Here is a 24,924-nt window from a genome sequence, read left to right on the forward strand (position 1 = left end):
ACAAAAAGAAACAGACGGCCGCAAAAACTGGCAGCTCGGGCCGGCTCGCCCCCGCTCGTCAGTTCGCCGCGGCGACCGTCGACGCGTCGACGGTGACGGACTCGCCGTCCGCCGTCACCGTCAGCTCCGAGGCCATCGACACGTCACTCGGGAGGTCGACGGCCAGCTCGCCCTTCTCGTCGGTCTCGCCGACGACCTCACCGTCGAGCTCGACGGTCGCGTCCTCCACGGCCTCGCCGTCGCCGTCGGTGACGGACAGGGTCACCGTCTCGTTCGCCGCGAACGTGCCGTCGTAGGCGACTGCGAGGTCGGCCTCGGCGCTCGCCGACGCGTCGCCGTCGTCGCCGTCACCGGCCTCGGTCTCCTCCGATTCGTTGTCCTCGCTCTCGGACTCGCCGAGCTCCAGTTCGAGCTCGCCCTCGGCCTCCGTCTCGCCGCTCTCGTAGCCGGCTTCGAGTTCGAGTTCGCCGTCTGCGGGCACGGCGACGGTCGCGGTGCCGTTCGCGTCCGTCCGCACCGTCGCGTCGTCGCCGTACTCGACGGTCGCGTTCTCGACCGGCTCACCGCCGCGCGTCACCCGCACGGTCGCGTTCTCGCCGGCGGTCGCGTTCCCGACGACCGAGACGTCGAGTTCGGCCTCACCGCCACGCTCCTCGTCGACGTCCTCGATGGGCACGTCGGTGCCGGACTCGCTGGCGACGGGCTTCAGGATGTACTTCCCGGAGTTCCCGGCCTCGAACACCGTGATGTCGAACACGAAGTCGACGCGCTCGCCGTTCCCCACGGTGAAGTTCTCGTTCAACTGGAGCTTCTGGGACGGCAGCTTCACGTTCACTTCCTCGCCGGTCTTCAGCGTGCCGTTCACCTCGCCGACGTGCACGAAGACCTTCTCGTAGTCGCCCTCGGGCACCGAGATGTTCCCGAGCGCGGTCGCGTTCGCGCCCTGCAGTTCGGTCAGGTCGACGCTGCGCTCGTCCACGTCGCGCTCGACCCAGCCGCCCTCTGACTCGTCCTCGTCGCTGTAGTCGTCTGCCTCGGCGGCCACGGACAGCGAGGCCGACGCCTCGCCGTACGTGCTGTTCTCGGCGGTCTCGACCTCGACCTCGAAGTCACCGAGTGCCTCGGGGATGGGGACGGTCACGGTGCCGTTCGCGTCAGTCTCTACGGTCAGTTCGCGGCCCCCAGCTTCGACGACCGCCGAGACGTTCGCGGCCGACTCACCCTCGTGGGTCACCTGCACCGTCGCGTTCTCGCCGGGCGTCACGTCGCCGACCAACGCGACCGACAGCCCGCCCTCGCTCTCGTTCTCGACCGCGAGTTCGGTCTCGTTCCCGGAGCCAGCGTCGGCCGTGGTCTCGTTCGCGTCCGCGGCACCGGCCGTCGCGAAGCCGACGCTCGTCACGGTCACGTTCAGGTGCTCGAACTGGTCGATGGCGTTGCGCTCGTCGCTCAGGTAGAACTGCACCGTCCCGCTGTCTGTCGCGCTGTCCGTCGAACTGTCGCCCGTGCCGCCGGCGTTCGGGCCCGCGATGCCGCCGGCACACCCGGCGAGCACCACGAGCGCGGCCACCAGCAGCGTCGGTACGATTCGGCTCATCCTGGTCGGGTCCAGACGCCACACGCCCATAAACCGAGAACTCCGTCCAGTCGTCTTGGCTGCTCTCTGTCCGAATTAAGCCGAGTTAAGCGGCTCCGACGGGGACCGAAACCAGTTTGGGCCGGCGCGCCGTCGCAACTCGGCGTGCTCGACGTACTCGGCGCGCTCGCGGTCGCGGCCCTCGCCACTGGCGTCGTCTGGGTCGGCGGCGGCCGCCTCGAAGCCGCCGCGGACGGCCTCGCCACCCACTACCGGCTGCCGCCAGTCGTTCAGGGTGCCGTCGTCGCCGCCGTCGGCTCCAGCTTCCCCGAACTGTCCAGTGTCGTGCTCTCCACGCTGCTGCACGGCGACTTCGACCTCGGCGTCGGCGCAATCGTCGGCTCCGCCATCTTCAACATCCTCGTCGTCCCCGCGGCGTCCACGTTCGCCACCAGCGAGCCCCTGGACTCGAATCGCGACCTCGTCTACAAGGAGGCGCAGTTCTACATGCTGTCGGTCGCCGTCCTCCTGCTCACGTTCGCGTTCGCCGTCATCTACGAACCTCTCGGCGGGCTCTCGGGGACGCTCACGCGCCCGCTCGCCGGCATCCCGCTCGCGCTGTACGGCCTCTACCTCTTCGTCCAGCACCAGGACACCGCCGACCACCGCGCTCAGGCCGTCCCCGCCACGGATGACCTCAACCCGACCCGGCTCTGGCTCCTGCTCGCCGGCAGCCTCGCGCTCATCCTCGTCGGCGTCGAAGCCCTCGTCCGCGCCGCGCTCACGCTCGGGGACGCGCTCGGCACGCCCGCCTTCCTCTGGGGGCTCACGGTCGTCGCCGCCGGCACCAGCCTCCCCGACGCCGTCGTCTCCGTGCGCGCGGCCCGCGACGACAACGCCGAGACCAGCCTCGCGAACGTCCTCGGCAGCAACGTCTTCGACCTCCTCGTCGCCGTGCCAGCCGGCGTCCTCCTCGGCGGCGCGACCGCCATCGACTTCGCGTTCGCCGCGCCGATGATGGGCGTCCTCGTCGCCGCCACCATCGTCCTCTTCACGGTCATCCGGACCGGTCTCGAACTCACCGACCGCGAAGCCCTCGCGCTCCTCGCGCTGTACGCCGCGTTCGTCGCGTGGCTCGCGCTCGAAACCGTCGGCCTCACGGACCTGATTCCCACGTAGGCCTTGCGCGCGCGCCCGTAACGGGGGCTTTTTACGGGCGGCTCGCGTAGCCGCTTCCAATAATGTTCAAGGCGATCGTGAGCGCCGACACGCTCAAGGAGACGCTGGACTCCGTGAGCGTGCTGGTGGACGAGTGCAAGATCCACCTCGACGAAGACGGCCTCTCCATCCGCGCAGTCGACCCCGCGAACGTCGGCATGGTCGATCTCGACCTGGCCGCCGCCGCGTTCGAATCCTACGAAGCCGACGGCGGCCTCATCGGTGTCAACCTCTCCCGGCTCGAAGACATCGCCGGCATGGCCGACGCCGGCCAGCTCGTCCAGCTCGAACTCGACGAGGAGACCCGCAAACTCCACATCCAGATCGACGGCCTCGAGTACACGCTCGCGCTCATCGACCCGGACTCCATCCGCCAGGAGCCCGACATCCCGGACCTCGACCTCCCCGCCCACGTCGTCATCGAGGGCCGCGACATCGACCGCGCCGTCACCGCCGCCGACATGGTCTCCGACCACATCGCGCTCGGCGTCGACGCCGCCGACGAACTGTTCTACGTCGACGCGGAAGGCGACACGGACGACGTCCACCTCGAACTCACCCGCGACCAGCTCATCGACCTCGAATCCGGTGCGGCCCACAGCCTGTTCAGCCTCGACTACCTCAAGGACATGAACAAGGCCATCCCGAAAGACGCGGAGGTCGAACTCGAACTCGGCGACGAGTACCCCGTCAAGATGCACTTCGACATCGCCGAAGCCCAGGGTCAGGTCACCTACATGCTCGCGCCGCGGATTCAGTCTGACTAGGTACCTTTTGCTGCACTCACTCGGGCGCTGACGCGCCCTCGCTCGCTGGCAAAAGCTACGCTAAAAGCACTCCTCCCTCCCGTCGCTCGCTTCGCTCGCGTTAGTCGGTCGTCGGCCGCTGCTCGCGGCTCCGCCGCTCGCAGCGTGAACCGCTTTCGCTCGGGTTCTTCGAACCGCTCGCTCGCGGATGCTGGCGGCTACCGGCTGTTTCATCTGTCGACTCTCGTCTGCTGCGTAGGTTCAAGTGGTAGGCCGAGACCACCCCGCGACGTGACGTAGAACTAGGGCAGGACCGGTCGAGGCGGGAGTGTGGCACACCGGCCTGTCGAGGAACGCGCCGCCTGCTCGACTCTTCTGGACACGCTGCCGCGGGACTACTGAGCTACGCCTCTCCCGCCCACTCGGCCTCGAAGCGCTCCGTGAACTCTTCGAGGAAAGCGTGGCGCTCGGCGGCTATCTCGCGGCCCGTCTCCGTGTTCATGTGCTCGTGGAGCCGCAGCAGCTTCGCGTGGATGTGGTGGTACGTGCTGGCCTGCTCGTCCTCGTGGTCGTCCTTCTCGTAGGCGTCGTCGGCACCGGGTAGCGGCCGCTCCGGGTCCCACATGAGATTGCCGTGAGCGCCGCCGAACTGGAACGTGCGAGCGACGCCGACGGCACCGATGGCGTCGAGGTTGTCGGCGTCCTGCAGGACTTCAGCTTCGACCGTCTCGGCCGTCAGGGGGTCGTCCTCGAAGCTGTACTCCTCGTGAACCGCGACGCAGTGACAGACTGGGTCACGGAGCGTCTCCGGGACGCCGGCGTCGGCGAGAATCTCGCGAATCTCCGGAAGCGTCTCCTCGGGGTGCGTGAAGCCGTCGCCGCGAACCCGGTGGAGGTCGTGGACGAGCGCCGCGACGCCGACCACGTCGGTGTCGGCACCTTCCGCCTCGGCGATGCGAGTCCCCAGCCGCTGCACGCGCCAGAGGTGGTGCATGTCGTGGCCCGAGTCGTCCCCGTCGAGGTGCACGGCCATCTCGTCGGCTACGCGGTCGAAGAGCGCGTCGCTGTCGGTCACGCCTCACGTTCCCCGCCACTTCGGAAAAGTCACTCGTCGTCGGCGAGCACCGTCTCGCCGACTTCGCCGCCACCGAACTCGCTCTCGTCGTACCCGGCCCGGCGAGCCAGCACGGTCTCGCCCGCCTGAACCTTCTCGCCGGACTCCACGGCCACGTCGTCGAGGCCGTACTCCGGCGGTAACACGACGTCCGCCCGGCTGCCGAAGGAGATGTGGCCGAGGCGGTCGCCGCGCGCGAGGTCGTCGCCCGCCTCGACGTAGGGGTGGATACGGCGGGCGAACGCGCCCGCGATGAGCACGAGCGTCCACTCGTCGGTCTCGACGCGGACGCGCTCGTTGTGCTCGGACTCCTTGTCGAAGGCGGGCCGGTGGCCGCCCGGCTCGTGGGTCACGTCCTCGACCGTGCCGTCGAGGGGCGCGCGGTTCACGTGCACGTCGTGGACGTTCATGAACACGCCCACGCGCACTCGGCCGTCGTCCGCCTCCCGAATCACGGACACCTTGCCGTCCGCCGGCGTGACGACGCCGGGGCCGTCCGGGGTGCGGTCGGGGTCGCGGTGGAACCAGGCGACGAATCCGGCGAGCGCGAGCGCGGGGACGCCCCACAGCGAGGAGAGCCCGAGCAGGGCGAGCCCCACGACTGCCGGGGGGAGTGCGTACTGCCACTTCCAGGGGCCGCGCGCGAACACACTCCCACCGTCGGCTGCCAGCGTGGTGAGCGTGTCGGTCCCGCCACTCGGCCAGCTGTCCGGCTGCCGTACCGCCGGCAGCGAGCCGGGGTGTTTATCGGCGTCGGCTCGCAAACAGGGAGCGAATGAACGCCCGCCACGCTCGCTACCCGTTCCTGGGGGACGCCCGAGACGCCGTCGAGGAGGCGGGTGTGGACCTCGCCGACGTGGTCGCTAACGACGACGCCGTCGTGGAGCGCGCACGGGAGCGCGTCACTGGCGCGCTCGCCGACGGGACGGTCGGCGACCGCGCGCGCTCGGACCGCATCGAACTGCTCTCGTACCCCGTCGCGCGCGTCCTCGTGTCGGTCGTCGACGAGAACGTGCTCGTCCGGAAGTACGCGCAGGCCGAGGCTGACGCCGCCTACGACCGGTTCACGGCCGACGAGTCCGACGACAGCGAGCTGAAGAGCGTCGGCGGCGACGACCGGCTGTCGCGGGACGAACTGCTCGCGGAGTTCGACCTCGCTGACCACGTCCACGCCCGCCGGGACGGCTACGACGTCGACGTGCCGACGTACCTCCTGCTGTCGTCGTCGCTCCGGGGCGACGACTGGCGGCTCGTGAACCGGGCGCTCGACGACGGCCGCGTGCCGGTCTCGGAGCCCGAACTCGACACGCTGCTCCGAGAGGCCATTCGGGGCCGCATCGAGGACGGCCTCCCGCTGTCCGTCCCCGACCCCATCGCGGACGCGATGGAGGCACCCGCCGTCGCCGTCCGGGACGTGCTCGCAGACATGGACCTCACGCGCGAAATCGACACCGTCGTCCCGGAGTTGTTCCCGCCGTGCATGCAACACCTCCTCGACCAGGTGCAGCGCGGCGAACACCTCCCGCACCACTCGCGGTTCGCCATCACGTCGTTCCTCGCGAACATCGGGCTCACGACCGACGAAATCGTCGACATCTACAAGGTGAATCCGGGGTTCGGCGAGGAGATGACGCGCTACCAGACGGACCACATTCAGGGCGACTCCAGCCCCACCGAGTACACGGCACCGTCGTGTGCGACGATGAAGGCCTACGGGGACTGCACGAATCCAGACGACCTCTGTGACGCCATCAACCACCCGCTGTCGTACTACGAGGTCAAACTGGACGACGAAGACGACGAGGACCTAGAAGACTGGCGGGAGCGCGACGACGAGACTGCTGCGGACGCGGACGACTGATTACTCCTGTTTGCCGGAGAGCCAGTAGCCGACGCCGGCCATCAGGAGGATGAAGACGACGATGGCCGCGACGACCGCGTACGCGCTGGTCGCGCCGAAGCCGCTGGCTCCCATCGACGCGGCGGCGACGAGGATGCCGATGAACACCAGCACAGCGAGGATTGCGATGCCCGCCTCCACGCGGGCGTCGAGCGCGTCTGACATGGCTGCGGCTTTCTCGGGCCGCCGCAAAAGCGCTTCGAAGCCGTCGGACGCGCTCCCGAGACCCACGCAAATAGGTGTCTGCGCTGCAAGAATCCCTCGGTTTGGCGGGGTTTAGGCGTCTGCGGCGGCTACATCGGTCTGTGATGGCCGCGGAATCCGACGCCGACCGGGCGCGCGCGAGGCGCGCTCGCGACGAACGCATGCGCGTCGAGGCGACCGGGAGCGGCCGCTACGAGGTGACCGGCGAGTCCGGCGCGACCTACGAGGTCGCCCTCGAAGCGGGGCGGTGTGCGTGCCCCGACCACCAGTTCCGGGGCGTGCGCTGCAAGCACCTGCGGCGGGCGGCGATGGAGGTCACGGCCGGTACCGTCCCCGCGCCCGGCGAGCGGGCCACCTCGTGCGCGAACTGCGGCGAGCGACTCCACGTCGACGAGGACGCCGCGGACCCCGTCTACTGCGGGGACTGCACGCTCGACGCCGGCGAGTTCGTCGTCGACCGGGAGACCGACACGCTCGTTGTGGTCGTGGAGACGACGGGCGAGCGCGCTGACGAGGTCGAGATTCCCTCCCGCGGCTGGACGGTCGCCGAGCACTACTCGAACAGGCACTACGACCCCGGGGACGTGGTCGTCGACGTGCTCTATCCGCTGGACCGGGACGCCAGCGCAGCGCAGGTCGCCGCCCGCCCGCCACAGCGCTACGCGTTCCCGAGGGGGCGGCTGCGGCGACCCGGCGAGGGCGAGGCCGACGAGCCCTGAGCTCTCCTACTCCAGCATCGAGGCGGCTTCGTCCAGCGACAGCACGCCCTGGTCGAGCGCCTGCAGGACGTCGTGGACGCTGTGGTCGCCGTCCGCGTCCCCGCTCTCGCCGAGGTCGTCGATGTGTTCGCCGTCCTCGATGGCGGTCTCTTTCTTCACGCGGTAGTTCCCGCCGTCCGTCCTGTAGACGTCCGCGGGGTGGAAGAAGTACCAGTCCTCGCGGTCGAAGCGCACGCCGATTTTGGGGCTCGCGCCGAAGCTCTGTGCGAAGTAGACGAGGGCTTCGACCTCCTCGCCCGTGAGGTAGATCGGGTCGCCGGCGGAGGACTTCGCCTCGACGGCGAAGAACGCGTCGCCGTCGCCCGCCAGCACGTCCGGGAGTTCGCGCTCGGTCGCGGACCCGGACGCCGGCGCGCGCATCACCGCGAACCCGCGCTCGTCCAGTTCGTTCACGAGTTCGCGCTCGCGCCTGTTGCCCTTCGCGTTCGAGTTAGCCATGCTGGCCTCCCTCCGGGGCGTCACCGCGCGTGTCCGTCATGTCCCGCCGTAGGCCGTCGGGCGGTTAGTGCGTTGCGTCCCGGTGCGTTCGCGCCGCCGTCTGGCGTCACTCGCGGACCGCTGGCGGCCGCTCCATCGAGAACAGCTCCTCGAACAGCCGGCGCTGTGCGACCCGGAGGTGGCGGTTCACGGTCGGCTGTGAGACGCCGAGCAGTTCGGCGACGCCCTCACCGGTCGTCTCCCGCGGCCACTCGAAGAACCCGGCGAGGTACGCCGTCCGCAACACCTCTAGCTGGCGTTCGGTGAGCGCGTCGAAGAGGTCCTGCACCAGTTCTTCCCGGGTCCGGGCGCTCCGTTCGACGTCCCGCCGGCCGTCGAGCTCGACCGAGTCGTACCGGCTGCGGAGACTGTCGACGTAGGCGCGGACGTCGCTGTCCGCCGGGACGTCGACGACGACGCTGAGGTCGTCGCTCTCGTCGGCGACAATCGACTGCGGGTTGCCGCCGCTCCGCGCGAGCACCCGGGGTAGGCTGTCGTCCGCGGTCGTCACCTCGAACGCGTGGCGGTCGCCGGCGCTGGCGACGTGCTGGTAGTCGGTGACCCGGGTGCGGTCGGCGAGCGCGTCGGCGACCTCGTCCCGGCTCGCGCCCGCGACCGAGACGAACATGTCGTTGCCGTCGCCGCGGTTGGCCGCCCCCTCGTAGACGACGCGGCCGCCGGTGTCCGCCTGAAGCTGGGCGAGAACGGTGTCGTCGGCCGCGACGGACAGACGCAACTCGGCGTGCGTGTCGGCCTGCAGCGCCTCGCGGGCGGCGACCGCGGCCATCGCGTCGGCGATGGTCTCGCCGAGTTCGCCGAACACGTCGGCTTCCAGGTCGCCGAACGCGCCGGCTTCGTCGGCGTACACGGCGAGTACGCCGTGGCTGTGGCCGTCGACCGACAGCGGCACCGCGAGCGCAGACGCGAACCCGCACGCGGTGGCGTGCTCGCGCCACGCTTCGACGGTCACGCCCTCGGCGACGGTGCCGACGACCGCGGGGACGCCGTCGCGTGCGGCGACGACGGCGGGCTCTCGGCGGTCCGCGCGCAGGGACACGGCGTCGAGGTAGGTCCCGCCGTCGCCGGCCCACGTCCGCGGGCTGAGCCGGCCCTCGTCGGCGTCCCAGCCCCCGACCCACGCGAACTTGATTCCGGTGGCGTCCGCCAGCCCCTGGCAGACGGCGGCCTCGATGGACGCCCGGCTCTCGGCTGCGATCAGCGACCGGTTGACGGTGCGCATGATTTCGGTCACCTGCACGCGGCGCTGCAGGCGGTCGTTGCGCTCCGCGAGTTCGCGCTCGTGGGCGCGCAGGTCGGATTCACTCGCCAGCCGGTCGAACGCCGCTTCGGCGCTCGTCGCGGCGGTCTCCACGAGGTGACGGCGGTCACCGTCGGGCGGGCCGGTCGTCGTCGCCACGACGAACAGGCCGTGGTCGCCGGCGGGAACCAGAACTCCGCCGCTCGCGCCGTTCTCCGGCGTCCAGTCGGCGGCGACGGCTGCGGGGTCGCCGAACGTCCAGATTTCGCCGTCGACGAGGCACTCCCAGGCCGGTGACGCTGCCCCGACACTCAGAGCGGGCGGGTCGCCGGTGGCGAACCCCGGGGTCGTGGCGACCGGGGCGAACTCGCCCGTCGTCGGCCGGAACTGGTAGAACGCCACCACCGCGTCGTCGAGCACATCCTCGACCGTCTCGACGACCGTCTCCGCTGCGGCGTCCACCGACTCGACGCCGAGCAGTTCGACGGTGGCGTCGTGGACCGCCGCCAGCGAGCGCTCGCGGCGAGAGCGCTCCAGTTCGTAACTCACCCACCGCGTCATGAGGTCGACGAGGGCGCGGTCGAGCGCGGTGAAGGGCGCGCTCGCCGGCTGTTCGTCGTAGAAGCAGAGCGTTCCGTAGAGCCTGCCGTCGACCACGACGCGCCCGCCGATGTAGCAGGTGACGCCGCCGTCGGCGTACCCGGGGTCGGCGGCTTCGCCCTCGGCGGGCGCGTCGTGGATCGCGAGGATGTCGTCGCTGTCGACGGTGCGCCGGCAGTACGTCGCGGACAGCGGGAAGCGGTCGCCCGCGCTCACTGGGTCCGGGCCGACGCCCCGCTCGACGCGGTAGTCGTCGGTCGCCTCGTCGATGCGGCTGAGGAGGCCGTTCCCGGTGCCGAACCACTCACAGCCCATCGACAGCAAGCGCTCGACCTTCTCGTCGAGGGACAGCGCCGGGTCGGCGGTGACTTCGTACAGCTGCTGTCGGCGGTCGACCGGCTCGTCCTGAACCGCCGTGGGGTTGTCGAACACGACGTACCCCTCGTCGCCGGTGACCGGGACGAACCGGACGTCGGTGTCGGCGGGGCCGCTCGCCGTGGCGGCACGCAGCGTCGCCTCGACCGGCTCTCCAGCCGCCACTCGGGCGACGACGTCACCGCAGTCCTCGGCGAAGCAGTCCGCGAGCGGCGAACCCGGCGACGCGACGCCCTCGAACGCGGTGTCGAACTCGTCGTTCCCGTCGGCGACCCGTGGCGGGGACGCCCCGGTCACGCGCGCGATGGGGTCGGTGACGTGGTCGAACAGCGCGGCCGCTCGGTCGCGTTCGGCGTCCCGCTCGCGCTGGAGGGAGTCGAGCCGGTCGGCCACGCCGCGGAGGGCTTCCCCGAGGTCGGCTCGGTCGTCGCCGTCGAACGGGTCGACGTCCGTGTCGCCGGCCGCCAGCGCTTCGAGCGAGCGCTGCAGCCGGTCCAGGGAGTCACCACTCATTCCCGACTACTTGGTAGCACGACACAATAACGGTCACGGCCCCGAGCTAGCGCGACGCTATACGTATTGGGTCCGTCGGCGGGTGCCCTTACCAGTATACCAGTCAGGGGGATACTCGGGGAGCCCCTTCGGTACACACGATGTCAGAGGCCTCCACCGAACACCACGTACCCAGTCTCCGCGTCATCCACGCGCTGGCGGACGCGACCGACACCGAACCGCACGAGGTCGACCCGCCGCTCTACGAGTCGGTCGACGGCGACGCCCTCGACGCGCTCGTCGCCAGCGCGACCGACCTCGAAATCAGCTTCGACCACGGCGACCACACTGTCGTCGTTCGGGGCGACGGCACCGTCTCCGTCGACGGCGCGAGTGACGCGCGTGTCCCCGAGGTGACGGACACGTGACTGAGTCACGCCGCCCGGAGCCACCGGTAGACGACGCAGCAATCAGAGACACCTACGAAGAGTACGACCTCGAGGACGCGCGCGTCGCGATGATTGCGGACCCGCACAACGAGCACGCCTGGATTCAGTCCGACGTCACTGTCCCCGTCACGCAGTGACGGCGCGCCCGGCCGGGCACCGGGCACGCCGACGACGCTGCGGGACGCCGGGTGACCTGCGGGCAGCCGCGTCTACGTGCCGTGCTGCCAGGAGTCCATGTACTCGGTCTGTTCGTCCGTGGGCTCGTCGAGTTCGACGCCCTCGGCGTCGAGCTTGATCGCGGCGAGCTGGCGGTCGAGTTCGTCGGGGACGTCGTGGACGCCGGCGTCGTAGTCGTCGCCGTTCTCGACGAGTTCCTTGACACAGACGGCCTGCACGCCGAAGGACTGGTCCATGACTTCGGCGGGGTGACCGAGGCTGACGGGCGCGGCGAGGTTGACGAGGCGGCCCTCGGCGAGGACGTTGATGCGGGTGCCGTCGTCGAGGCGGTACTCGCGGACGCCGTCACGGACCTCGCGCTCGCTGTCGGCCCGCTCGGAGAGCGCGTCGAGGTCGATTTCGATGTCGAAGTGACCGGCGTTCGCGAGGACAGCGCCGTCCTGCATCTGCTCGAAGTGCCGGTCGACGATGACGTCGCGGTTGCCGGTGGTGGTGATGAAGACGTCGCCGATTTCGGCGGCGTCGTCCATCGACATCACGTCGTAGCCCTCCATGTGGGCTTCGAGCGCGCGGCGCTCGTCGATTTCGGTGACGATGACGTTCGCGTTCTGGCCGCTGGCCTTCCGCGCGACGCCCTTCCCGCAGTAGCCGAAGCCGGCGACGACGACGTCCTTGCCGGCCCACGAGAGGTTCGTGGTCATGGCGATGGACGCCAGCGAGGACTCGCCGGTGCCGTGGACGTTGTCGAACAGGCGCTTCATCGGCGTGTCGTTGACGGCGAAGACGGGGTAGTCGAGAGCCTCGTCGTCGTCCATCGAGCGCAGCCGGTGGACGCCGGTGGTGGTCTCCTCGGTGCCGCCGACGATGGTGTCGATGAGTTCCGGGTGTTCCTCGTGGACGCGGAAGACGAGGTCGCCGCCGTCGTCCACGGTCACGGTCGGCTCGTGGGCGAGGACGGCGTCGATGGCCTCGTAGTACTCCTCGTCGTCGACGCCGTGTTCGGCGTACGAGGTGATGTTGTCGTGGGCGTCCAGCGCCGCGCTCACGTCGTCGTGGGTCGACAGCGGGTTGCAGCCCGTGATGGCGACCTCCGCCCCGGCGGCGGCCATCGCCTCGACGAGCGCCGCGGTCTTCGCCTCGACGTGCAGCGCCATGCCGACGGTTTCGCCCGCCAGCGGCTGCTCGGCCTCGAAGTCCTCGCGGAGCGAGGAGAGGATGGGCATGTGTTCGAACGCCCAGTCGATCTTCTTCCGCCCCTCGGCGCGCGCCGACTCGACGTTGTCGAGCCGACCGCTGATGGGTGACGCAGTGGTCATGCAGCAAGCGAGGGGCACCGAACTCAAAACGGTACCGAAGCCGTCGGCGTCGGCCGCGACCGGCGACCTCGGCCGCGGCGAAAATCAGACTCGGCCGACGTTACGGCGGGCCGTTCCCGTTGCCATTGCCGTTCCCGCCGCCGTTGCCGTTGCCGTTGTTGCCCGTGTCGCTGTTGCCCTTCTCGTCGTCACTGTCGTTCCCGTTGCCGTTGTCGTCGTTGCTCTCGCCGTCTGCGTCGGACTCGTCGTCCTCGGGTTCGTCGTCGGCGTCAGCGTCGTCCTCGCTCTCGTCGTTGCCCGCGTCCTCGGGCGGCCCCTGATTCGCGGTGTCCGAGCGGTTGTCGGCCCCGGGGTTGTTCGCGGTGACGAACTCCGCGACGGCCTGTCCGCTCATGTTGCCGTCCAACTGGAGCGCGCGGACGAACGCGGACACCCGTGCTCCGAAGGCGTCCTCGTCGGTCGCGTTCTCGCTGACAGTCAGCGTCGCGGTCGTCGTCGCCGTCTGGTTGTCCGCGTCGGCGGTCACGTCGACGGTGACGTTCTGCTCGGGGGCCGGGAGGCCGACGGTGCCGTTCTCGTCGGCCGCGTAGTTGCCCTCGCCGGCGTAGCTGACGTTGTCCTGTGCGGCGACCGCGACCGAGGCGTTCGGAACGCCCGTCCCGTTCGTCGTCACGGAGACGGCCGCCGACCCGTCGTCGGCCTGCGTGACGCCGACTGCCAGCTCGTCGCTGGTGTCGTCAGTCGATGCCACGAGGTCGAGCGTGGTCGTCGCCGTCGTGTTGTTCGCCTCGGCGGTCACGTCGACGGTGACGTTCTGCTCGGGGGCTGCGAGGTCGACGGTGCCGTTCTCCCCCGTCTCGTAGCTCCCAGCGCCGGCGTACGTGGAGTTGTTCAGTGCCTCGACGGTGACGGACGCGTTCGCCACCGCAGTGCTGTTCTCGGTCACGGTCACGGTGACCGTGCCGTCGTCTGCCTGCTCGCCGGTCACGGCGAGCCCGTCGGCCGCCACCGCCCCGCCCGGGACGACGGCGACCGCCGCGACGAACAGCGCCGCGACCAGTACTGCGTGCCCTGTCTTGCCCATGGTCGTCACTTCGTTACCGCGTTCGTACAATAAGGCTGCTGGCCGTTCTACAGCTCGTATTTCAGGGTTTTGGCCGTCGTGTTGACGGGTCCGTCAGTCGCCGGCGCGCTCGGTGAGCGCCGCGGCGCGCTGCTCGGCACGCTCCCGGACCGCGGTCTCGTCGAACGGCAGCACCTCGCGGTCGCGCATCAGCACCTCGCCGTCACAGACCGTGTGCCGGACGTCCTGCCCGGTCGCGGCGTACGCGAGGTGCGAGACGTGGTCGTGGACGGGCGTTAGGTGCGGGGCCGAGAAGTCGACGACCGCGAGGTCGGCGTTCGCGCCCGCCTCGATTCGGCCGGCGTCGAAGCCGAGGGCGTCCGCGCCGCCCGCGGTCGCCATCTCGACCGCAGCCTCGGCGGGCACGGCGTCGGCCGCGCCGGTCTGGAGTTTCCCGAGCATCGCGGCGTCCCGGAGCTCGTCGAAGACGTCGAGGTCGTTGTTCGACGCCGCGCCGTCCGTGCCGAGCGCGACGGTCACGCCGGCCTCGCGCATCGCCTGCACGGGGGCCATCCCCGAAGCGAGTTTCATGTTCGACGCCGGGCAGTGGACGACGCTCGCGCCCGACTCCGCGAGCAACTCGATTTCGGTCTCGTCGCTGTGGACGCCGTGCGCGAGGAAGTCCCCGTCTTCGAGGAGGCCCACGTCCTCGGCGTACTCCAGCGGGCGGACGCCGCGCTTGTCGACGATTGGCTCGACCTCGTCGGCCGTCTCGTTGGCGTGGAAGTGGACGGGGACGCCGGCCTCGCGGGCCTGAAAGACGAACTCACGGAGGTACTCCTCGCCGACGGTCGTGAGGCTGTGGGGCATGTACGCCGTCCTGATTCGGCCGTCGGCGGTGCCGTCGAACTCGCGGGCGACCTCCAGGCTCTCCTCGTTGTCCGCGATGGCCTGCTCGTCGTCTTTCCCGACCGTGACGACGCCGTGACCGAGCCGGGCCCGCAGGCCCGCCGTCTCGACGGCGTCGACGACCTCGGGGACTTGGAAGTACATGTCCGCGAACGCCGTGGTCCCCGAGCGAATCAGCTCCACGAGCGCGAGTTCGGTGCCGGCGCGGACGTCCCCGGTGTCGAGTTCGGCCTCGGCCGGCCAGATGTCCTCCTGTAGCCACGCGTCCAGCGGCTTGTCGTCGGCGTATCCCCGCAGCAGGGTCATCGCCGCGTGGCAGTGCGCGTTCACCAGCCCGGGCATCACCAGACAGCCCTCGGCGTCCAGCCGCTCGTCGCCGCCCTCGACGTCGCCGACCGCGAGAATCTCGCCCGACTCCCGGTCGACCAGCACGTCGCCCTCGGTCACGGAGAAGTCCGATCGGAGAACCGACCCGCCCGCGATTCGCAGCGTACTCATGGCCCGGACTTCGCCCGACCCGGGCGTGAATCTGTCGGGACGCTACGAGCCCTGTCGGGCGGCCGCTGCGATGCTCGCAGTCTGCCCGACGCCGGTCACGGCGATGCCGGCGAGGACGACCCAGCCCGCCGCTGGCACCCGCGACGCGAGGCCGACGACCGCCAGCGCGGCACCCGCGACGGACGCCACCGCCGCGCCGAGGTAGACGCGAGCGAACGCCGGCCTCGTCGTCCTTCGCGCCGTGTCCGCCAGCCCCCACGCCGGCAGCAGCATCCAGCCGACGACGGCGGCCGCGCGGAGCACGCCCGCGGGCTCCGCTGGCACCCGGAACGACGCGAGTCCGAGCGCCGTCACGCCGACGCCAGCGGTGACGACGGTCCGCCACGCCCGCAGCGCGCCCGCCCGCATCTCCGTCCACGACAGCGCGGCGAACGCGGCCAGCAGGACGACCATGACGACGTGCGCGACGAACAGCGGATGCTCACTGACGTACCCGAGGTGGGCGGCGGCCGCGAACGTCCACGCCAGCGGCACCAGCCCGACCGGTCCGTACTCGCGAGCGCGCTCCAGCATACGCGTCGACTCCGGCCCCCGACCGCTTCAAACCACTGTCGCGGCCGCTGCCGGCGACGCCCGCTTCCCAAAGGTAGTTCTGGACTCCCGGCGAAGCCGACAGCATGCGAATCGCCGTACCCAACAAGGGACGCCTGCACGACCCCACGCTGGAGCTCCTGGACCGGGCCGGCATCGGCGTCGAGAACGGTGCCGACCGCCAGCTGTACGCCGACACCGTCGACCCGGAGATTACCGTGCTGTACGCGCGCGCCGCCGACATCCCGGAGTACGTCGCGGACGGCGCTGCCGACGTCGGCATCACGGGCTACGACCAGGTCCGGGAGTCCGGCGTCGACGACGTCGCCGAACTCCTCGACCTCGACTTCGGGAAGTGCCGGCTCGTGCTCGCTGCCCCGGAGGACGGCGACATCGCCGAGCCCGGCGACCTCGACGGGAAGACGGTCGCCACCGAGTTCCCGACGGTCACCCGGGAGTACTTCGACGGCCTCGGCGTCGACCCCGAAATCGTGGAGGTCACGGGCGCGACCGAGCTCACGCCGCACGTCGAGATGGCCGACGCCATCGTCGACATCACGTCGACGGGCACGACGCTGCGCGTGAACCGGCTCGGAATCGTCGACGAGGTCCTCCAGAGTTCGGTGCGGCTGTTCGCCCGCGAGGACGTCCGCGACGACCCGAAGGTCCGGCAGGTCGAGACCGCGCTCCGGTCGGTGCTGGACGCCAGTGGCAAGCGCTACCTGATGTTGAACGCGCCCGAGGACCGCCTCGACGACGTGAAAGACGTGCTGCCGGGGCTCGGCGGCCCGACGGTCCTGGACGTCGACGAACCCGGGACGGTCGCCGTCCACGCTGTCGTCGAGGAGCGCGCGGTCTTCGAGGCCGTCAACGACCTGAAAGACGTGGGGGCGTCGGGCATCCTCGTCACCGAAATCGAGCGCCTCGTCGAGTAACGCGTCAGTCCGGGCTACTCACTGGTCGCTCGCGTTGCGGAGCTGTCGTCTCGCGCGGGCGGCGATGCGCGCCACTGTCCCCGCCATCGGGTAGGCGACGATGCCCACGACGCTCACTGCCGCGAGGCCGAGCGCGGCGAGCCGCATCTGGTGGGGCGTCTCTGCAGCCAGCGACACGAGGATGCCGGCGGTCGGCGCGACCCAGACGGCGGCCAGCGCGTTCGGTTCGTCGAGGAAGTAGTAGGTCGCGAGCGCCAGCACGGCCGCGATGGCGAAGACGGCGGCGACGTCGGGGCCGGGGTCGTGGACGTAAGCGGCGGCGTACGCCAGGATGGCGGCCGCGAGCGTCAGCGCACTCGCGCGAAGAGCTTGTCTGTCGTACTCGTCCATGTGCGTAGCCACGACACACCCGACAAAAAACGGGGATGGGTGTTCTCTCTGACTGCGACTACCCGGGCGCGGTGCCGAGCAGCGCCAGCAGGTTCGCCCCGAGCAACACGAGCGCCAGCGACACCGTGTAGTGCATCACGACGACGAACGCCGTCGTGCGGTAGCGCACGCGGTACACGGCGTGGACGGCAGCGAAGTCGGCCGCGAGCCCGATTGCGACGATGAGCAGCGGGCTGAAGCGGACGAGCGCGACCGTCACCACGGCGGGCGCGAGGCCGACGAGGAACCCCCGCTTCCAGGGGACGTCCCCGAGGACGAACGTGGCGGCGGCGTGCGCGGTGAACCCGAACAGCAGCCAGCCGCCGACGAACGTCGCGACGTACTGGAGGAGCGTGCCCGTGGCCGGTTCGACGATGGCGTCGGTCGCGGCGACGCCGGCTGTGGCTGCTGCCGCCGGCACCGCTGTGGCTGCTGGGGTCACGGCCGGTTACTCGAGCAGGCCGAGTTCTTCGAGCCGGGACGTGATCTTGTCGACGGCGTGCTCGGCGTCCTTGGGCTTCTTGCCGCCCGTGATGACGAGCTTCCCGGAGCCGAACAGCAGCGCGACGACCTCGGGCTCGTCGAGGCGGTAGACGAGACCGGGGAACTGCTCGGGCTCGTACTCGATGTTCTCGAGGCCGAGGCCGATGGCGATGGCGTTGAGGTTGAGCTGGCGGCCGAGGTCGGCCGAGGTGACGATGTTCTGGACGACGATTTCGGGGTCGTCCTCGACCTTGATGGAGAGCTCGCGGAGCTTGTCGAAGACGATGCGGAGGCTCTCGTGGACGTCGTCGGTCGACTTCGCGCCGGTGCAGACGATCTTGCCGGAGCGGAAGATGAGTGCGGCGCTCTTGGGGTCCTGAGTGCGGTAGACGAGCCCGGGGAACTGCTCGGGGTCGTAGTCCGCGCCCTCGAGGTCCATCGCGACGCTCTGGAGGTCGAGCTCCTGGCCGATTCCGGTGGAGGCGACCACGTTTTCAATGTTGATGGTTTCCTTGGGGTCGGTCATCGTTCGACTTAAACCATGTATTTAAGGTTTATAAAGGTTCGTGGTCCGGGGAGTGGTGCCTCAAATACCTGCAGGCACCGGCAGCCTGATTGCCAGCGGGCGTCCAGTTCACCCGTGTTCGTGCTCGAACTCGGCGGCGACGACGACGCCTTCGCCGCCGCCGAAGCCCGCGCCGCAGCCCCGGACGCCGACGTGGTCGCACCCGGCGTCGCCACCGCGAGCAGCCTCGACGCCGACCGCTTCCGGGGGCTGGCGTACGCGCACCGCGCGGGCGAGCACGTCGCCACCGCGGACGCCGACACCGCCGCCGCCGCGGACGCGCTCCGGGCGGCCATTCAGGACTCGCCCACCGACCGCGACGGCACGGTCGCGGTCCGCGCCCGGAACGTCCGCAACACCACCGACGTCGACACGCAGGCCGCCGAACGCGAACTCGGTGGCGTGCTCGTCGACGCCGGCTTCGCGGTCGACCTCGACGACCCGGACCACGAACTGCGCGCACTATTCTCGGGTGACTCCTGTTTCGTCGCGTGGCTCGCCGCCGAGTCCGTCCGAGACTACGGCGACCGCAAGCCCACCGACCGGCCGTTCTTCCAGCCGGGCAGCATGGACCCGCTGCTCGCGCGCGCCGTCTGCAACCTCGCCCGCGTCGAGGCCGGCGACCGCGTCCTCGACCCGATGTGTGGCACCGGCGGTGTCCTCATCGAAGCAGGACTGCTCGGTGCGCGACCCGTCGGCACCGACGCCCAGGCGAAGATGGTCAGTGGCGCGCGACAGAACCTCGCCCACTTCCTCGACGACTTCGAGGTGGCGCGCGCGGACGCCACCAGCCTCCCGCTCGGAGACGACAGCGTGACTGCTGCAGTCTTCGACGCGCCCTACGGCCGCCAGTCGAAAATCGAGACCCACGACCTCGCAGACCTCGTCGGCGGCGCGCTCGCGGAGGTCCGGCGGGTCGCCGACCGCTGCGTGCTCGTCGCCGACCGCGACTGGCGCGAGGAAGCCGAAGCCGCGGGCTGGACGGTCGAATCACGCTTCGAGCGCCGCGTCCACCGGTCGCTCGTCAGGTACGTCCTCGTGCTCTCGTAGTCAGTCCCGCCACCAGTAGCGCACGCCGGCCGCGAGGAGGTAGGCCGCGACCCCGACCGCGAGCACCGCGAGCCCACCGTCGTCGTCGACGCTCACGCCGGAGACGGCGAGTCCGGCGACGGTCAGGAGGTAGCCGAGCAGGCAGACGAACCACACGTCGTCGTAGTCGAAGCTCGGGCGGTCGTGCGCGAGCGCCCACCCGAGCACGAACGCCGGCGCGAGCACCACGAGCGGCCCCCACCACGGCGTCCCCCGGCTGTCGACGGCGGTCACGAGGATGGAGCCGGGGAGCGCCGACAGCACCATCGTCCCGACGACGACGCCGGCGCGCTCCAGGGAGTCGGCGAGTGACACAGGTGGACTCTGCGACGGGCCGACGAAAAGCTACCGGCCGAGTTCCGCGAGCAGCCGCCCGAGTTGCACGCGGTCGCTGTTGCCTTGTGCGAGGTCGAACTCCACGTCGCCCGCCATCGCGTACAGTTCGGCGAGCTCGTCACCCGAGTACCGGGACCGGGCGACCGACAGCAGGTCGTCCAGCACCTCGCCGCCGCTCATCCCCTCGTCGACGAGCAGGTCGTCGAGCGTCGAGCGCGCGTCCGTGAAGTCGCCGGCTTCCGCGTCGTCGAGCATCGACTCGACGGCGTCGTCGCTGCCGACGTCCTGGAGGGTCTCGTAGGCGGCGTTCGTCGTCACCTCGCCCTCCTGTTCGGCGGTCGTCTGCGCGCTCAACACGGCCTCCCGGAGGTCGCCGTCGGCGTACCCGGCGACGAACTCTACGCCGTCCGCGTCGTAGTCGACGCCCTCGGCTTCGACGATGTCTTCGAGGACGCTCGTCGTCTCGCCGACGGTCGGCGCTCGCACGGAGACCGGGAAACACCGCGACTGAATCGGCGGAATCAGCTTCGAGGGCTGGCGGGTCGCGATGACGAACTGCGTCGCCTCGTGGTGGCGCTCCATCACGCGCCGCAGCGCCTGCTGGAAGTCCTCCCGAATCGCCTCGGCGTTGTCCAGCAGAATCGTGTTGTAGCCGCCGGAGACCGGCGAGTAGCTCGCTGTCTCCTTCAGCACGTGGTTGACGAGGTCGGCCTTCGAGGAGTTCCGGCGGCGCTTCGAGTCGATGAACGGCGCGAACCGCGGGTCCTCGCTGATCTCCTTCTTCGTCATCCCGAAGAAGTCCGCGACGTTCAGCTCCACGAGGTCGTTGTCGGGGTCCTCGTGGGCGGCTTCCGCGAGCGCGCGCACCGCCGCCGTCTTCCCGGCTCCCGGCGGCCCGTACACGACGAGGTTCACGGGCTCGTCGACGGCGTCGCGCAGCCGGTCCCGCACGCTCTCCTGCGGGAGGTCGGCCAGCGACGGCGCGTGCTCGTCGATCCAGAGCGGTTCGTCCATCACTCGCGGGTAGCCGCCACGGGGCAAAGAAAGAGTCGGTTGGGGTGTGTCGCTGCTCGTCAGTTGTCGCTCGCGTCCTCGTCGCCGCCGCTCGGCGCGCCCTCGCCGGTGACAGTGAGGTTCCCGACGGCGACGACGGCTGCATCGTCGACGACGTAGGGACCGTCGTCCTCGCCCTCACTGCTGACGAAGTCGTAGGTCTCGTCGCCAGTGGTCTCCTGGTGGGGCATCGCGACGAGCGTGGTGTTGTCCGCAGCGGCCGCGTCGTCCGCGAACTCCGCGCCCTCGACGCCCTCGTACAGCGTCACCGAGACGTTCTCGTGGACGCCGGCGTCGAGGTACTCGGAGACGCCGACGACGCTGCCGACGGCGTCGCCGTCGAGCAGCGAGTCGTTGTGGACGGCGACGTAGCCGCCCTCGGGCACGTAGACACTCTCGACGGTGACGTTCTCACCGTCGCCTTCCTGGTCGCCGAACGTCACCTGCGCGTCGCCCGTGACCTCGATGGTCGCGAACGCGCTGGAGTTCTCCGTGGTGACGCCGTGGATGTACTCGCCCTCGCCGACGTCCGAGGCGTTCACCTCGAACGTGACGGTCTCGTTCCCGCCGGCGTCGACGCTGACGTCCTGGTGGACGACGACGTCGGCGTCGTCACCCGCCAGCCGGAACGCGACGTCTTCCGTGGCGTCCCCGTCCGCGGTGTTCGAGACGGTGGCGTTCACCGTGATGGTCGCGTTCGGGGCGGCGAGCGCGGGTGCCTCGATGGACTCGACGACGAACGAGCTGCCGGCCTGCATCTCGGTCTCGTTCGTCTCGGTGTCGTCGGGCGCGCCGGCACCCCCGCCGTCGTCAGTCTCCGGTGCCGAGAAATCGACCTCGGCCGAGTCCGTCACGACCGCGCCGTCGACCGTGTACGGGCCGTCTTCCCGGCCGTCGGTCACGACGAAGTCGTAGGTCTGGTTCGCCTGCGTCTGCTGGGCGTTCGCGGTCTGCGTGTCGTTCTCCTCGCTCGTCGTCTCCCCGACGCCGCCGGTGGTGGTTTCGTTGTCACCAGCGCCGGCGGTCGTCGTGGTGTCGTTCGCGCCACCGTCGGTGGTGGTCTCGGTGTCGTTGGCCTCGTCGTCAGTGGTGGTCTCGGTGTCGTTGGCCTCGTCGTCAGTGGTGGTCTCGGTGTCGTTGGTCCCGTCGTCAGTGGTGGTCTCAGTTTCGTTGTCACCGACGCCGTCGCCGGTAGTGGTGGTCGTCTCGTTGTCCGCCATCTGCTCGCTGGTCTCCATGTGCGGCATGGCGAACAGCGTCTCCGTTCCGTTCGGCTGGCTGCCGACCTCGAAGTTCGCACCGCGGACGTCCTCGTACAGCATCACGGTGACGTTCTCGTGCGTACCCGGCTCGAGATACTCGGAGACGCCGACGACACTGCCGGTTGCGTCCCCGTCGCGCAGGGAGTCGTCGTGGATGGTCACGTAGCCGCCGTCGGGCACCGTGACGCTCGCGACTGTCACGGTCCCGTTCTCGGCGGTCTGGTTCTCGAACGTGACCGACGCGTTCTCTTCCTGCTGCTGTTGTACCTGTGCCGTGCTCGCCGTATCGACGGCCCCGCCGCTCGCGGAGAGCGACGTTGTCGCCGCCGCGGCACCCCCCCAGAGGAGGAGTGTCCCCACGACGAGAAGGACGCCGATGGTTCGTGTACGTGCCATGCAGCCCGAACAGTCGGCCGCGACCCGAATAAACCGGACAGATAGTTAATCCAGATTACGAACTATACAGGGTTGCTACTCCCCGAAACCTCGGCGTACGCCGGAGAGGTTTCGCGGTCGAATCGGGGATCGTGGACAGTCCGGGAGCGGTCGCTCGACAAGCCGAACGTACTCGGTGATAGCGTCGGCGTACGCGGACCGAGCGCCGCTCTCGCGGCAGCCCAGCCGGTCCCGGGGCGTTCAGTCGCAGTATCGGTGTCGTTTTGCGCGCGGCCGCCTCAGGAGACCGTATGACTCTCAGTGTCACCTTCCTCGGGACGAGTGGCGCAGTCCCGACGACGGAACGCAACCCCAGTTCGGTGTTCGTGCGCCGGAACGGGGACGCGTTCCTCTTCGACGCCGGGGAGGCGACCCAGCGCCAGATGATGCGGTTCAACACGGGCTTCGACGTCTCGGACGTGTTCGTCACGCACGGCCACGGCGACCACGTCTTCGGGCTGCCGGGGCTCGTCCACACGTGGGATTTCAACGACCGAACGGACCCGCTAACCATCCACGTTCCCCGGGGGCTCGGCGCGGGCGTCGAGGACCTCGTGTTCTCCGTGGGCGGTGACGTCGGCTACCCGGTGCGCGTCAGCGAGGTGAGCGCCGGCGAGACCGTCCTGGACTTCCCGGAGTTCGAGGTGCGGGCGTTCACGACCGACCACCGCACCGCCTCCGTCGGGTACGCGCTCGTCGAGGACGATCGGAAGGGGCGCTTCGACCGGGACCGCGCGGAGGAACTGGGCGTGCCGGTCGGTCCGAAGTTCTCGAAGCTCCACGACGGCCAGCCGGTCGAACTCGACGACGGCACGGTCGTCCGACCCGAGCAGGTCGTCGGCGACCCCCGGCCGGGCCGCAAACTGGTCTACACCGGCGACACGCGGCCCCACGACGCCGTGGTGTCGGCCGCGGAGGACGCGGACCTCCTGATTCACGACGCGACGTTCGCGAACGACGCCAGCGAGCGCGCCGCGGAGACCGGCCACTCGACGGCCGGCGAGGCCGCAGACGTGGCGTCACGGGCTGGCGCGAGGGCGCTCGCGCTCACGCACGTCTCCTCGCGGTACGCGGGCGACGCCAGAGAAATCAGCGAGGGGGCGTCGGGCTTCGGCGGCGACGCGTTCGTCGCCCACGACGGCCTCGAGTACGAGGTCCCGTTCCCGGACGACGAGTAGCCCGTCAGTCCGCGTCCGCGCCCTTGACTTTCTCGACCAGCTCGGTGGCTTCCGTCCGTTTCTCCCCGATGGTGGCACCGGCGAGCGCCCCGATGCCGCCGCCCGTGCTGGCGGCGTTCCGGCTCAGGAGGCCCCCGACGGCGGCCCCGACCGCCGCGCCGACGGCCGCGTACTTCGCTCTCGTGACCGCGGTGGTGACTCGGTTCTTCATATCTGACCTTTCGCAGGCAACTGGTAAAAAGCTGTCTGCAGTTCCGACAGGTCGGACACGCGGTCGGTGTCGCTACGCGCCGGCCGTCACGTCTTCGAGGACGCCCGCGACGAGGTCCGGGTCGTACGTCCACGCGCCCTCGTAGTCGTTCTCGTCGCGCTGCTCGGCGACGAGCGCACACTGGCTGTCGTCGGGCCCGTCGAACGCCACGAACCAGTAGTCGGCAGCGCACTCGCTGTCCTCGTGGACCGTGATGTCGTCCAGGTCGACGCTGTCGCCCGTGAAGTGGACGTGGACGTCGAGGTCGGTCTCGGCGGCGAGCCTGCGGTACAGCGCGCGCTGCGGTTCGAGGGCCTCGGTGGTCTGGAAGCCGACGTGCAGGAGACCGTCGCCCGCCCGCCACGCCCGGTCCTCGAACTCTCTGGTCGTGGCGAGGAGCTGGCGGCGCGAGAGCGACGCGAACACGGTGTCGTCGAGCAGCTCCAGCAGCGCGCCGTACGTGGGCGAGACGTCGTCGTGGTCGAACGCCGATGCGTGCGGGGGCGCGAGCAGGACCTCCAGACTCTCGACGCTGACCGCGCCCTGGAAGTCGTCGTCCTCTCGGACCGTCACGAACGGCCCGGGGCCGCCCGGCGGGAGTTCGCGGAACGTCACGTCGACGTTCCGGGCGACGAACCGCTCGGAGAGGTCGCCGGGGTCGGGCGCGTAGTGCACGAGCGTCTTCCGGCGCTCGATCGCCGCTTCGATGACGCCGCCGGGACTCATCGTCGCCCCGTGAACGCGGCGTCGTACGCACACGCGAAGCGGACCGTGTCCTCGACGACGGGGGCCAGCGGCGTCGCCGCCGCCGTGGTATCGTCGTCGTCGTAGTCGACGAGACCGGCGTCGTTCAGAATCGGGAGGTGGGTGTGGTGGAGCGCGGCGACGACACTGTCGTGTTCGTCGGGGCCGACCGTGTGCTGGTCGCCGAGCCGCCAGCCGGCGAGCACGTCGGCGAGCTCGTCGACGGCGGCCGGCGACTCGTCGAGGAGGTACCAGAGCACGCGGCGTCTCGTGGCGTCTGCGAGCGCACCGAAGAGGGCGTCCGGGGGCGGCGCTACGTCCCCGGAGCCGCTGCTCGGGCGCCAGTCGTCGGCATCCGGGAGCGAGTAGACGGGGCTGTCGTCACCACCCATAGCTGCCGGTACGGTAACGAGGTACATAGTC

At 70.1% G+C, this 24,924-nt stretch carries 28 protein-coding genes; 9 read left to right on the top strand and 19 right to left on the bottom strand.

Annotation, left to right across the window (positions count from 1 at the left end; all coding sequences use genetic code 11):
- Positions 1 to 58 precede the first annotated feature (58 nt).
- Positions 59 to 1,597, bottom strand: coding sequence for a DUF4382 domain-containing protein (locus BMW35_RS09655; protein ID WP_089669236.1), 1,539 nt, complete (start codon positions 1,595 to 1,597; stop codon positions 59 to 61).
- A 144-nt stretch (positions 1,598 to 1,741) separates the two neighbouring features.
- Between BMW35_RS09655 and BMW35_RS09660 the strand changes: the two genes are divergently transcribed.
- Together BMW35_RS09660 and BMW35_RS09665 are read left to right on the top strand one after the other, a co-directional pair.
- Positions 1,742 to 2,755, top strand: coding sequence for a sodium:calcium antiporter (locus BMW35_RS09660; RefSeq protein WP_089669237.1), 1,014 nt, complete (start codon positions 1,742 to 1,744; stop codon positions 2,753 to 2,755).
- Between the two features lie 62 nt (positions 2,756 to 2,817).
- Positions 2,818 to 3,561 (top strand): DNA polymerase sliding clamp, encoded by a 744-nt coding sequence (locus BMW35_RS09665; RefSeq protein WP_089669238.1) that lies wholly within the window; start codon positions 2,818 to 2,820, stop codon positions 3,559 to 3,561.
- 382 nt (positions 3,562 to 3,943) lie between these two features.
- Here BMW35_RS09665 and BMW35_RS09670 read toward each other — a convergent pair whose 3' ends face one another.
- Together BMW35_RS09670 and BMW35_RS09675 are read right to left on the bottom strand one after the other, a co-directional pair.
- On the bottom strand, positions 3,944 to 4,615 hold the full coding sequence (locus BMW35_RS09670; protein WP_089669239.1) for an HD domain-containing protein: 672 nt from the start codon (positions 4,613 to 4,615) through the stop codon (positions 3,944 to 3,946).
- Positions 4,616 to 4,644: 29 nt separating this feature from the next.
- The gene (locus BMW35_RS09675; RefSeq protein ID WP_089670401.1) at positions 4,645 to 5,304 is read right to left on the bottom strand and encodes a protein sorting system archaetidylserine decarboxylase; all 660 of its coding nucleotides are present in this window, start codon (positions 5,302 to 5,304) and stop codon (positions 4,645 to 4,647) included.
- Positions 5,305 to 5,429: 125 nt separating this feature from the next.
- On the opposite strand from BMW35_RS09675, the gene priL reads away from it, so the two are divergent.
- Entirely contained in the window at positions 5,430 to 6,515 is a 1,086-nt protein-coding gene (gene priL, locus BMW35_RS09680) for a DNA primase regulatory subunit PriL (RefSeq protein WP_089669240.1), read from the top strand.
- Here priL and BMW35_RS09685 read toward each other — a convergent pair whose 3' ends face one another.
- Positions 6,516 to 6,719, bottom strand: a complete 204-nt coding sequence (locus BMW35_RS09685; protein WP_089669241.1) for a DUF7472 family protein — start codon at positions 6,717 to 6,719, stop codon at positions 6,516 to 6,518. It abuts the gene before it with no gap.
- Positions 6,720 to 6,862: 143 nt separating this feature from the next.
- On the opposite strand from BMW35_RS09685, the gene BMW35_RS09690 reads away from it, so the two are divergent.
- Entirely contained in the window at positions 6,863 to 7,477 is a 615-nt protein-coding gene (locus BMW35_RS09690) for an SWIM zinc finger family protein (RefSeq protein ID WP_089669242.1), read from the top strand.
- A 6-nt stretch (positions 7,478 to 7,483) separates the two neighbouring features.
- Here BMW35_RS09690 and hjc read toward each other — a convergent pair whose 3' ends face one another.
- Entirely contained in the window at positions 7,484 to 7,975 is a 492-nt protein-coding gene (gene hjc, locus BMW35_RS09695; RefSeq protein WP_089669243.1) for a Holliday junction resolvase Hjc, read from the bottom strand.
- A 106-nt stretch (positions 7,976 to 8,081) separates the two neighbouring features.
- A complete protein-coding gene (locus BMW35_RS09700) occupies positions 8,082 to 10,760 on the bottom strand; it encodes a bacterio-opsin activator domain-containing protein (protein ID WP_089669244.1) in 2,679 nt (892 codons plus the stop codon).
- 140 nt (positions 10,761 to 10,900) lie between these two features.
- On the opposite strand from BMW35_RS09700, the gene BMW35_RS09705 reads away from it, so the two are divergent.
- Positions 10,901 to 11,167, top strand: coding sequence for a HalOD1 output domain-containing protein (locus tag BMW35_RS09705; protein ID WP_089669245.1), 267 nt, complete (start codon positions 10,901 to 10,903; stop codon positions 11,165 to 11,167).
- A complete protein-coding gene (locus BMW35_RS15630; protein ID WP_177170815.1) occupies positions 11,164 to 11,325 on the top strand; it encodes a hypothetical protein in 162 nt (53 codons plus the stop codon). The genes BMW35_RS09705 and BMW35_RS15630 overlap by 4 nt, the downstream gene beginning before the upstream one ends.
- Before the next feature lie 72 nt (positions 11,326 to 11,397).
- Here the strand turns inward: BMW35_RS15630 and BMW35_RS09710 are convergent, their stop codons facing one another.
- The 4 genes from BMW35_RS09710 to BMW35_RS09725 form a co-directional block, all read right to left on the bottom strand.
- Entirely contained in the window at positions 11,398 to 12,681 is a 1,284-nt protein-coding gene (locus tag BMW35_RS09710; protein WP_089669246.1) for an adenosylhomocysteinase, read from the bottom strand.
- Between the two features lie 100 nt (positions 12,682 to 12,781).
- A complete protein-coding gene (locus BMW35_RS09715; RefSeq protein ID WP_177170816.1) occupies positions 12,782 to 13,765 on the bottom strand; it encodes a hypothetical protein in 984 nt (327 codons plus the stop codon).
- A gap of 93 nt (positions 13,766 to 13,858) precedes the next feature.
- Positions 13,859 to 15,151 (bottom strand): amidohydrolase, encoded by a 1,293-nt coding sequence (locus BMW35_RS09720; protein ID WP_089669247.1) that lies wholly within the window; start codon positions 15,149 to 15,151, stop codon positions 13,859 to 13,861.
- Positions 15,152 to 15,193: 42 nt separating this feature from the next.
- Positions 15,194 to 15,724 (bottom strand): hypothetical protein, encoded by a 531-nt coding sequence (locus BMW35_RS09725; protein WP_089669248.1) that lies wholly within the window; start codon positions 15,722 to 15,724, stop codon positions 15,194 to 15,196.
- A gap of 104 nt (positions 15,725 to 15,828) precedes the next feature.
- On the opposite strand from BMW35_RS09725, the gene hisG reads away from it, so the two are divergent.
- Positions 15,829 to 16,677, top strand: coding sequence for an ATP phosphoribosyltransferase (hisG, locus tag BMW35_RS09730; RefSeq protein WP_089669249.1), 849 nt, complete (start codon positions 15,829 to 15,831; stop codon positions 16,675 to 16,677).
- Positions 16,678 to 16,695: 18 nt separating this feature from the next.
- Here the strand turns inward: hisG and BMW35_RS09735 are convergent, their stop codons facing one another.
- From BMW35_RS09735 to BMW35_RS09745, 3 genes are read right to left on the bottom strand one after another with little or no spacing between them, the layout of a single operon-like run.
- On the bottom strand, positions 16,696 to 17,067 hold the full coding sequence (locus tag BMW35_RS09735) for a hypothetical protein (RefSeq protein WP_089669250.1): 372 nt from the start codon (positions 17,065 to 17,067) through the stop codon (positions 16,696 to 16,698).
- 58 nt (positions 17,068 to 17,125) lie between these two features.
- Positions 17,126 to 17,548, bottom strand: coding sequence for a DUF7473 family protein (locus tag BMW35_RS09740; protein WP_245708161.1), 423 nt, complete (start codon positions 17,546 to 17,548; stop codon positions 17,126 to 17,128).
- Between the two features lie 6 nt (positions 17,549 to 17,554).
- Positions 17,555 to 18,115, bottom strand: coding sequence for a TATA-box-binding protein (locus BMW35_RS09745; RefSeq protein ID WP_089669251.1), 561 nt, complete (start codon positions 18,113 to 18,115; stop codon positions 17,555 to 17,557).
- A 114-nt stretch (positions 18,116 to 18,229) separates the two neighbouring features.
- Between BMW35_RS09745 and BMW35_RS09750 the strand changes: the two genes are divergently transcribed.
- Positions 18,230 to 19,204 (top strand): TIGR01177 family methyltransferase, encoded by a 975-nt coding sequence (locus BMW35_RS09750; protein WP_089669252.1) that lies wholly within the window; start codon positions 18,230 to 18,232, stop codon positions 19,202 to 19,204.
- Here BMW35_RS09750 and BMW35_RS09755 read toward each other — a convergent pair whose 3' ends face one another.
- The 3 genes from BMW35_RS09755 to BMW35_RS09765 are packed head-to-tail and all read right to left on the bottom strand — an operon-like array spanning position 19,205 to position 22,290.
- A complete protein-coding gene (locus BMW35_RS09755; protein WP_089669253.1) occupies positions 19,205 to 19,558 on the bottom strand; it encodes a hypothetical protein in 354 nt (117 codons plus the stop codon). It lies immediately after the preceding gene.
- Between the two features lie 30 nt (positions 19,559 to 19,588).
- On the bottom strand, positions 19,589 to 20,593 hold the full coding sequence (locus tag BMW35_RS09760) for an AAA family ATPase (RefSeq protein ID WP_089669254.1): 1,005 nt from the start codon (positions 20,591 to 20,593) through the stop codon (positions 19,589 to 19,591).
- A gap of 59 nt (positions 20,594 to 20,652) precedes the next feature.
- Positions 20,653 to 22,290: a DUF7282 domain-containing protein gene (locus BMW35_RS09765; RefSeq protein WP_089669255.1), complete on the bottom strand. Its 1,638-nt coding sequence runs from the start codon at positions 22,288 to 22,290 to the stop codon at positions 20,653 to 20,655.
- 290 nt (positions 22,291 to 22,580) lie between these two features.
- Here BMW35_RS09765 and rnz point away from each other — a divergent pair, with 290 nt between their 5' ends.
- A complete protein-coding gene (gene rnz, locus BMW35_RS09770) occupies positions 22,581 to 23,507 on the top strand; it encodes a ribonuclease Z (protein WP_089669256.1) in 927 nt (308 codons plus the stop codon).
- Between the two features lie 4 nt (positions 23,508 to 23,511).
- Here rnz and BMW35_RS09775 read toward each other — a convergent pair whose 3' ends face one another.
- From BMW35_RS09775 to BMW35_RS09785, 3 genes are all read right to left on the bottom strand, one after another.
- Positions 23,512 to 23,718 carry a glycine zipper 2TM domain-containing protein gene (locus tag BMW35_RS09775; RefSeq protein ID WP_089669257.1) on the bottom strand — a complete coding sequence of 69 codons (207 nt, stop codon included), beginning with the start codon at positions 23,716 to 23,718 and terminating at the stop codon, positions 23,512 to 23,514.
- A gap of 72 nt (positions 23,719 to 23,790) precedes the next feature.
- Positions 23,791 to 24,483, bottom strand: coding sequence for a DICT sensory domain-containing protein (locus BMW35_RS09780; RefSeq protein WP_089669258.1), 693 nt, complete (start codon positions 24,481 to 24,483; stop codon positions 23,791 to 23,793).
- On the bottom strand, positions 24,480 to 24,893 hold the full coding sequence (locus BMW35_RS09785; RefSeq protein WP_089669259.1) for a DUF7344 domain-containing protein: 414 nt from the start codon (positions 24,891 to 24,893) through the stop codon (positions 24,480 to 24,482). The genes BMW35_RS09780 and BMW35_RS09785 overlap by 4 nt, the downstream gene beginning before the upstream one ends.
- Between the last annotated feature and the right edge of the window lie 31 nt (positions 24,894 to 24,924).

It is taken from the genome of Halobacterium jilantaiense (assembly GCF_900110535.1).
In the GTDB taxonomy this organism is placed as follows: Archaea; Halobacteriota; Halobacteria; order Halobacteriales; family Halobacteriaceae; genus Halobacterium; species Halobacterium jilantaiense.

Excerpts from the sequence above, each read along its gene's own strand:
- BMW35_RS09655 (WP_089669236.1), bottom strand. The coding sequence starts at position 1,597 with ATGAGCCGAATCGTACCGACGCTGCTGGTGGCCGCGCTCGTGGTGCTC.
- BMW35_RS09665 (WP_089669238.1), top strand. The coding sequence starts at position 2,818 with ATGTTCAAGGCGATCGTGAGCGCCGACACGCTCAAGGAGACGCTGGAC.
- priL (WP_089669240.1), top strand. The coding sequence starts at position 5,430 with ATGAACGCCCGCCACGCTCGCTACCCGTTCCTGGGGGACGCCCGAGAC.
- BMW35_RS09685 (WP_089669241.1), bottom strand. The coding sequence starts at position 6,719 with ATGTCAGACGCGCTCGACGCCCGCGTGGAGGCGGGCATCGCAATCCTC.
- BMW35_RS09690 (WP_089669242.1), top strand. The coding sequence starts at position 6,863 with ATGGCCGCGGAATCCGACGCCGACCGGGCGCGCGCGAGGCGCGCTCGC.
- hjc (WP_089669243.1), bottom strand. The coding sequence starts at position 7,975 with ATGGCTAACTCGAACGCGAAGGGCAACAGGCGCGAGCGCGAACTCGTG.
- BMW35_RS09700 (WP_089669244.1), bottom strand. The coding sequence starts at position 10,760 with ATGAGTGGTGACTCCCTGGACCGGCTGCAGCGCTCGCTCGAAGCGCTG.
- BMW35_RS09705 (WP_089669245.1), top strand. The coding sequence starts at position 10,901 with ATGTCAGAGGCCTCCACCGAACACCACGTACCCAGTCTCCGCGTCATC.
- BMW35_RS09710 (WP_089669246.1), bottom strand. The coding sequence starts at position 12,681 with ATGACCACTGCGTCACCCATCAGCGGTCGGCTCGACAACGTCGAGTCG.
- BMW35_RS09715 (WP_177170816.1), bottom strand. The coding sequence starts at position 13,765 with ATGGGCAAGACAGGGCACGCAGTACTGGTCGCGGCGCTGTTCGTCGCG.
- BMW35_RS09720 (WP_089669247.1), bottom strand. The coding sequence starts at position 15,151 with ATGAGTACGCTGCGAATCGCGGGCGGGTCGGTTCTCCGATCGGACTTC.
- BMW35_RS09725 (WP_089669248.1), bottom strand. The coding sequence starts at position 15,724 with ATGCTGGAGCGCGCTCGCGAGTACGGACCGGTCGGGCTGGTGCCGCTG.
- hisG (WP_089669249.1), top strand. The coding sequence starts at position 15,829 with ATGCGAATCGCCGTACCCAACAAGGGACGCCTGCACGACCCCACGCTG.
- BMW35_RS09735 (WP_089669250.1), bottom strand. The coding sequence starts at position 17,067 with ATGGACGAGTACGACAGACAAGCTCTTCGCGCGAGTGCGCTGACGCTC.
- BMW35_RS09745 (WP_089669251.1), bottom strand. The coding sequence starts at position 18,115 with ATGACCGACCCCAAGGAAACCATCAACATTGAAAACGTGGTCGCCTCC.
- BMW35_RS09760 (WP_089669254.1), bottom strand. The coding sequence starts at position 20,593 with ATGGACGAACCGCTCTGGATCGACGAGCACGCGCCGTCGCTGGCCGAC.
- BMW35_RS09765 (WP_089669255.1), bottom strand. The coding sequence starts at position 22,290 with ATGGCACGTACACGAACCATCGGCGTCCTTCTCGTCGTGGGGACACTC.
- rnz (WP_089669256.1), top strand. The coding sequence starts at position 22,581 with ATGACTCTCAGTGTCACCTTCCTCGGGACGAGTGGCGCAGTCCCGACG.
- BMW35_RS09775 (WP_089669257.1), bottom strand. The coding sequence starts at position 23,718 with ATGAAGAACCGAGTCACCACCGCGGTCACGAGAGCGAAGTACGCGGCC.
- BMW35_RS09780 (WP_089669258.1), bottom strand. The coding sequence starts at position 24,483 with ATGAGTCCCGGCGGCGTCATCGAAGCGGCGATCGAGCGCCGGAAGACG.
- BMW35_RS09785 (WP_089669259.1), bottom strand. The coding sequence starts at position 24,893 with ATGGGTGGTGACGACAGCCCCGTCTACTCGCTCCCGGATGCCGACGAC.